The sequence below is a fragment of the Anoxybacillus sp. TBDG-1 genome (assembly GCF_054815885.1).
Genome location: NZ_JBTZSY010000077.1, coordinates 1 through 5,605, shown reverse-complemented (window position 1 = coordinate 5,605; position 5,605 = coordinate 1). Strand labels below are relative to the sequence as shown.

Annotated in this window: 2 protein-coding genes; both read right to left on the bottom strand. The window is 38.6% G+C overall.

Going from position 1 to position 5,605, the window contains the following annotated elements; translation table 11 throughout:
• Positions 1-378 precede the first annotated feature (378 nt).
• Positions 379-3,333 carry a type III restriction-modification system endonuclease gene (locus tag ACYQY7_RS13535; RefSeq protein WP_461202836.1) on the bottom strand — a complete coding sequence of 985 codons (2,955 nt, stop codon included), beginning with the start codon at positions 3,331-3,333 and terminating at the stop codon, positions 379-381.
• A gap of 3 nt (positions 3,334-3,336) precedes the next feature.
• Entirely contained in the window at positions 3,337-5,211 is a 1,875-nt protein-coding gene (locus tag ACYQY7_RS13530) for a site-specific DNA-methyltransferase (protein WP_461202834.1), read from the bottom strand.
• Positions 5,212-5,605: the final 394 nt, after the last annotated feature.

Genomic DNA, 5,605 nt, shown 5'->3' with positions numbered 1-5,605 from the left:
CTCGTCAGTGCTTTCTCTTTTTTGTCACTAAATCACAAAATTTGGTGATGAACCAGATTTTTAAGTTCTACACCTTGACTATCATAGGTTGCTACATTTTTTATTATTACGTTTTTAATCATAACATCCCTCCAAAGCTATACATACATAAATATTGTGGATAAAAGTAGGAACTACAACTTCAAAAAACATTCACGAGAGCAAGTTGTATGTAAAATAACTACTTATGTTGTTTTTAAAAATAAATCTATCCCTTTCCCCCTTTCAAAGACACGATCATCACCCTTTAATATACAAAAACCATTCAAAAAATCCTGTCGAACCTTGTTACAAAATTAAAAAAAGACAGAAGTTTTATCAACTTCTGTCTAATCCGTCCTATCGGCTCATTGCTCGGAGCATAAATTCATTAACATCTTTCTCCGGTCCGATGAATTCGACGTTTGTATGAATGGCTTGGAAGTGTTTGCGGGCAAAGTCGATTTTTGCCGCTTCTTCTGGGCGGAGTGCGCCTTCCCAGTCGGTTCCTTTTGTTTCGATCACAAAGTACAGCTTTTCTTCACCGTCTTTGTCGATCACAAGCGCCCAGTCGGGATTGTATGCACCAATTGGCGTGTCGATTTTAAACCAATGTGGCAGTTTGACATATACTTTGACATGTTCGTCCTTTTCAAATCGCTGTGCAAAGCTCGCTTCGATATCCGAATCGTAGACGATATGATCGAACAACGATTTTTCACTACGAATCGCATTGTTGTTTAAATACGCAAGCAGCTCTTCATTTTCGAACAACTCGACAGCATAATACGCATCGTCGCCGATTTTGTAATATTTTACACCGTCTTTTAAAAGCAATTTCATTTCACGCTGAATGACTTTTGTGACTTCTTCCATAAACTTTTGCGGATTGTTTTTAAAGTCATCGAGACGGTCGCAGCCCGTCAAAATTTCAACAATCGTTTTTCGCGTCAAATTCGTACGGTTTTGCAGTTCGGTAATAATGTCTGGCAACGTATGGTGAGCGGTAACATAGTCTTCCACTCGCTCACTGACGGTTTCCAAGTGCACTCCTTCCACGCGGTCAATCGCCAATTGATCTTTTCGGCTGATAATACGAATTTTTTCAATACGCGGCATGTTTTGAATGCTCGTTATGCTTTTTTGAATGAGTTGATCGCTGTCGATTTGAACGGAGTAGACCGTCTTATATTTAATTCGCTCCCAAAGTTGGCGAAACTCTTCACCAAAAAACACTTGCTTATTTAACTGCACTCTTTTCTTTTTCGTCGCATCTTTAATCGGCAAGTGCTGCAAGTAATGGTTTATTTCATGCAAAATCGCTTGCTTCCAAGGCTGAAACTCATCGCTCATCTTTAATGTATCATTATCTATCGCTTCTTTTAGCTCCGACTTTGCTTTTCCTTTACCGTCAATATATCCATGCTGCTTCAGCTCTTCGTACAACTTAGCCGATAAATCGTAGCCCATTTGCATCGGTTCTTCTGTGTTTGGATCGATATACGTTAATTTGGCAAATATGTGTTTTTCGATCTTTCCAAAAGTCACGCCTGTTTCTTCTTCCATTTCTTTTTGCAAAGAAGCGACAAACTCTTCATACGATTCATTTGCCATCACTGTTAATATGTTCACACTGTCATCTTGCACTCGTTCACCGTTTTGATTCACTGCTAAGCGCAGCCCGCGACCAATTTCTTGGCGTCGCGATACGTACGTTCCTGATGAATCTTTTAATGTACAAATTTGAAATACGTTCGGATTGTCCCATCCTTCGCGCAGAGCGGAATGCGAGAAAATAAAACGAAGCGGCTCCTCTAGGCTCAACAACCGTTCTTTATCTTTCATAATAAGGTTATATACATCCGTATCCGCTTCTGTATTCCCTTTCGTATCTTTTAGTCTTCCTTTTTTATCTTGCGCAAAATAACCGTTATGCACTTTTTCAATAGGAATATCGACATCAATATCGTTAAACAATGTACGATATTTTGGTTTTTGAATGAGTTTCTGATACTCTTCTTCAAACATCACGGCGTATTTCCCTTTTATCGGATTGCCATCTTTATCGTAGTCGCGATAGTTTGCGACTTTGTCAATAAAAAATAAACTAAGCACTTTAATGCCGCGATGACGTAACCGCAATTCTTTATCTAAATGCTCCTCAATCGTCTTGCGAATTTGATAACGTTTAATGGTATCATCGTCAATATCACCTATAGTATCACCGATGCGTAAATAATGACCGTTAATTTCAATTGACTCGTCCCCCGGCGTCCAGTCAATTTGCTCAACAATATAACCGCGATATATGTCGCGCTCTCCAGAAATGTCATATAAGTCATCGCCATATTTCACTGTTTTCGTCGTTCGCTTCACTTTTCCATGCGTCTCGACATCAAGTTCAATCGTTGCTTTTCGTTCTTTCACATCTACTAGCTTGATATAAGGTACATTAAACGATGGCTCGGAGCGAACGGACATGACTTCAATTCGCTTAACAAGTTTTTGGTTGTAAGCATCGACCGCATCTAACCGATAAATCATATTGTATTTATCAACATGTGTCGCCGAATAACGCAACGTGCATAATGGGTTGAGGGACGCAATCGCCTCTTTTGATTTTGGCGTCGTATCGACACTTTGCGGCTCATCAATAATAACAATCGGGTTTGTTTGTCGGATAAAATCAATCGGTCGGTATCCGTTTAAACGATCATTTGGACGGTGAATGACGTTTGCTTTATCTTCTTTTTCTGGATCTTCAAAGCTTTTGCGAAAAGCATCAATATTAATAATCATCACTTGAATCGTCGTAGCGGTCGCAAAATTGCGGACGCGATCCAATTTTTGTGAATCGTAAATAAAATATTCTAGCGGCTTGTTGTCATATAGTTCATTAAAGTGATCACTTGTTATTTGCAGCGATTTATAAACACCTTCACGAATGGCGACCGATGGTACAACGATGACAAACTTTGTAAAACCGTAATGTTTATTTAATTCGTAAATCGTTCGCAAGTACACATACGTTTTCCCAGTTCCTGTTTCCATCTCGATGGTGAAATTCATCCCGTCTAACTTCTCGCTGCGCGGCAAGCCGTTTTTCAGCTGAACGTCTTGAACGTTTTTTAAAATTTCATCCGACGTAAGATCTAAACGATTTCCTATCCCGAGCGCTGTTTGAATCATCCCCGCATTTGGTCCATATGAAACGGTGAAGTTCGATTGGCTCAGTTCCTGTCCGTTAAAAATTTGCACAACGGAATCAATCGCTTGTTTTTGGTAGGTTAAATCTCCACGAAACTTTAGTTTCATCTCCTACACACTCCTTACGTCATTGATTCCGTTCTTTTTCAATGTTTGAATGGCATTTATTTTCACTGAATCGTTCATAAAGCCAGATTCTTTAAAAATGACTTTCGGCGATAAATGTTCGGACTTATGTTTCATCATTTCGTGGACAATGTCTAAATCAATGTCATTTTCTAAACATAGCAGCACCGAACCGAAACCGACGTTGTAAATCGTTTTGCCGTTGTAGTCGATTTCTTCAATTGGTGTCGTCAGCGGCAGACCGATTTTTAGTAAAATTTCATACAATAAATCTTCTTTTGTACGGTCTTCTTTCAGATTATTTAGCTGCTCTACCAAATCTTTCTCGAAGTTCTCAAAATCAGGATCCCACGGCTTTACGTTTGAAGAGTCCAATTTAAACACTTTAAAGCCTATATCTAAATCCGTTTTGCCTGTTTCTTGCACGATCTTTTCCCCCGCACGACGAATGCGCTCTTTCCCAATCTCGCAAATGTTTTTATAGCCGGCTTTATATGCTTCTGAATTCTCGTCAGTTGGCTCTGGTAGCTGTACCATAATAAACTTCCGATTTCCACCATATTCGGCATTCAATTGCATTACTGCATGAGCGGTAGTCGCGGAGCCGGAGAAGAAGTCGAGAATTAAATCCTCCCCATCGGTAGTTAATTCAATAAAAAATTTTACTAACGAAACTGGTTTCGGAAAGTCGAAAATGCTGTCTACCTCTAGTAGTTTCTCAACTGTTTGAGAACCTATTTTTGTTGAGCCTTTTTCTTTTAAAACAGTTGGAGGATTAATTATGGTGCGCTCTTTTTTGTATCTTAGTACCCCATTACTATTGAAGTAAAAATCTATAACTTTCTGTCCTTTACTATCATATGTTTCTTTACCACTAAACCAGGATTCCATTTGTTTTTTCATAGCCCAACCAGCTTCAAGCGTTACTGGCTCAGCTAATTTATTATCTTTAGAGATCATTCTACCTTTTATTAGCCGGATTTTCTCTGTTCCTCCCCATTCTCCAGTAAATTCTGTGCCGTCAGGAGCTTCAAATCTTACACCTGATGGAAATTCAAAAATACTGGCTGGATTTTTTGTTGAAATTTTTTTGGTAGCCCTGTCCTCAATTACTCCTTCCCCACCAGAAAAGTTAGGTAATATTTCCTTGTTTTTCGCGTAAGCTAAAACATATTCATGTGACCTAGTAAAATGCCCAGCCTGAGTACCGGTTCCCAAGTCCCAAATTAATTCAGCAAGTAAATTTTCTTCTCCAAAAACTTCGTCCATAATTTTTCTCAAATTAGCTTTTTCTCTATCATCAATACTAATAAAAATAACCCCATCTTCCCTCAATAAATTCCTCGCCAGCTTTAACCGCGGGTACATCATATTCAGCCAATCGGTATGATATCGTCCGTTTGTTTCGGTATTTGCCTTTGTTGTTTGTTGCGTCATTTCTTTATAGTTTTTAATGTTATCGCGGAAGTCGTCTTTATAAACAAAATCTTTGCCGGTGTTGTATGGCGGGTCGATGTAAATCATTTTAATTTTGCCAAAGTATGATTTTTGCAATAGTTTCAATACTTCGAGGTTGTCCCCTTCAATATAAAGGTTCTCCGTCGTGTCCCAGTTTTTGCTTGATTGTTTGTCTGGTCGAAGCGTTCCGGTTGTCGGCGTTTGTGCGAGTTTCATCGCCTGTGTTTTGCCGTGCCATGTAAATTCATATCGTTCGTTGTGTTTTTCAATTTCTTCACCAAGCACAAGTTTTAGTTTCTCAAAATCGATTTTTCCTTCGGTCACGACTTCTGGGAATAGCTGTTTCAATGCTTCAATGTTTGTTTTCACTAAATCCAACGATTTCCCGTCTAGCTTTTCCATCGTTTTTCCCCTTTCATCTTCATTGTTGTTTCAATTGCTCGATTTGTGTTGTTAATTACGGTAAAGTTCCTCGATCCTTTAGTTATAAAACCTATTTCGACACGGTTTTATTGTATCAAAATAAAGATGACAGAAACTGTCGAAATTAGTCGGAAACGTGCGTCAATACGAGAAAAAACTCTACAATTATAGTAAAAAGCAAAAACCCTCATCGCTAATGAAGGGGCTCCCCATCAATTTATTCAGCTCACTTCTCATGAACGCCTAAATGTTTCTTAAACGCCTTTTGCAGAATTTGTGAGTAGCTTACATGATGTTTTGTTACTAAGTCATTCATCCAGGTTATCAATTTTATTAAAATCATAAAATAACGACAAAGATTTTAATAAAATTG

Excerpts from the sequence above, each read along its gene's own strand:
- ACYQY7_RS13535 (WP_461202836.1), bottom strand. The coding sequence starts at position 3,333 with ATGAAACTAAAGTTTCGTGGAGATTTAACCTACCAAAAACAAGCGATT.
- ACYQY7_RS13530 (WP_461202834.1), bottom strand. The coding sequence starts at position 5,211 with ATGGAAAAGCTAGACGGGAAATCGTTGGATTTAGTGAAAACAAACATT.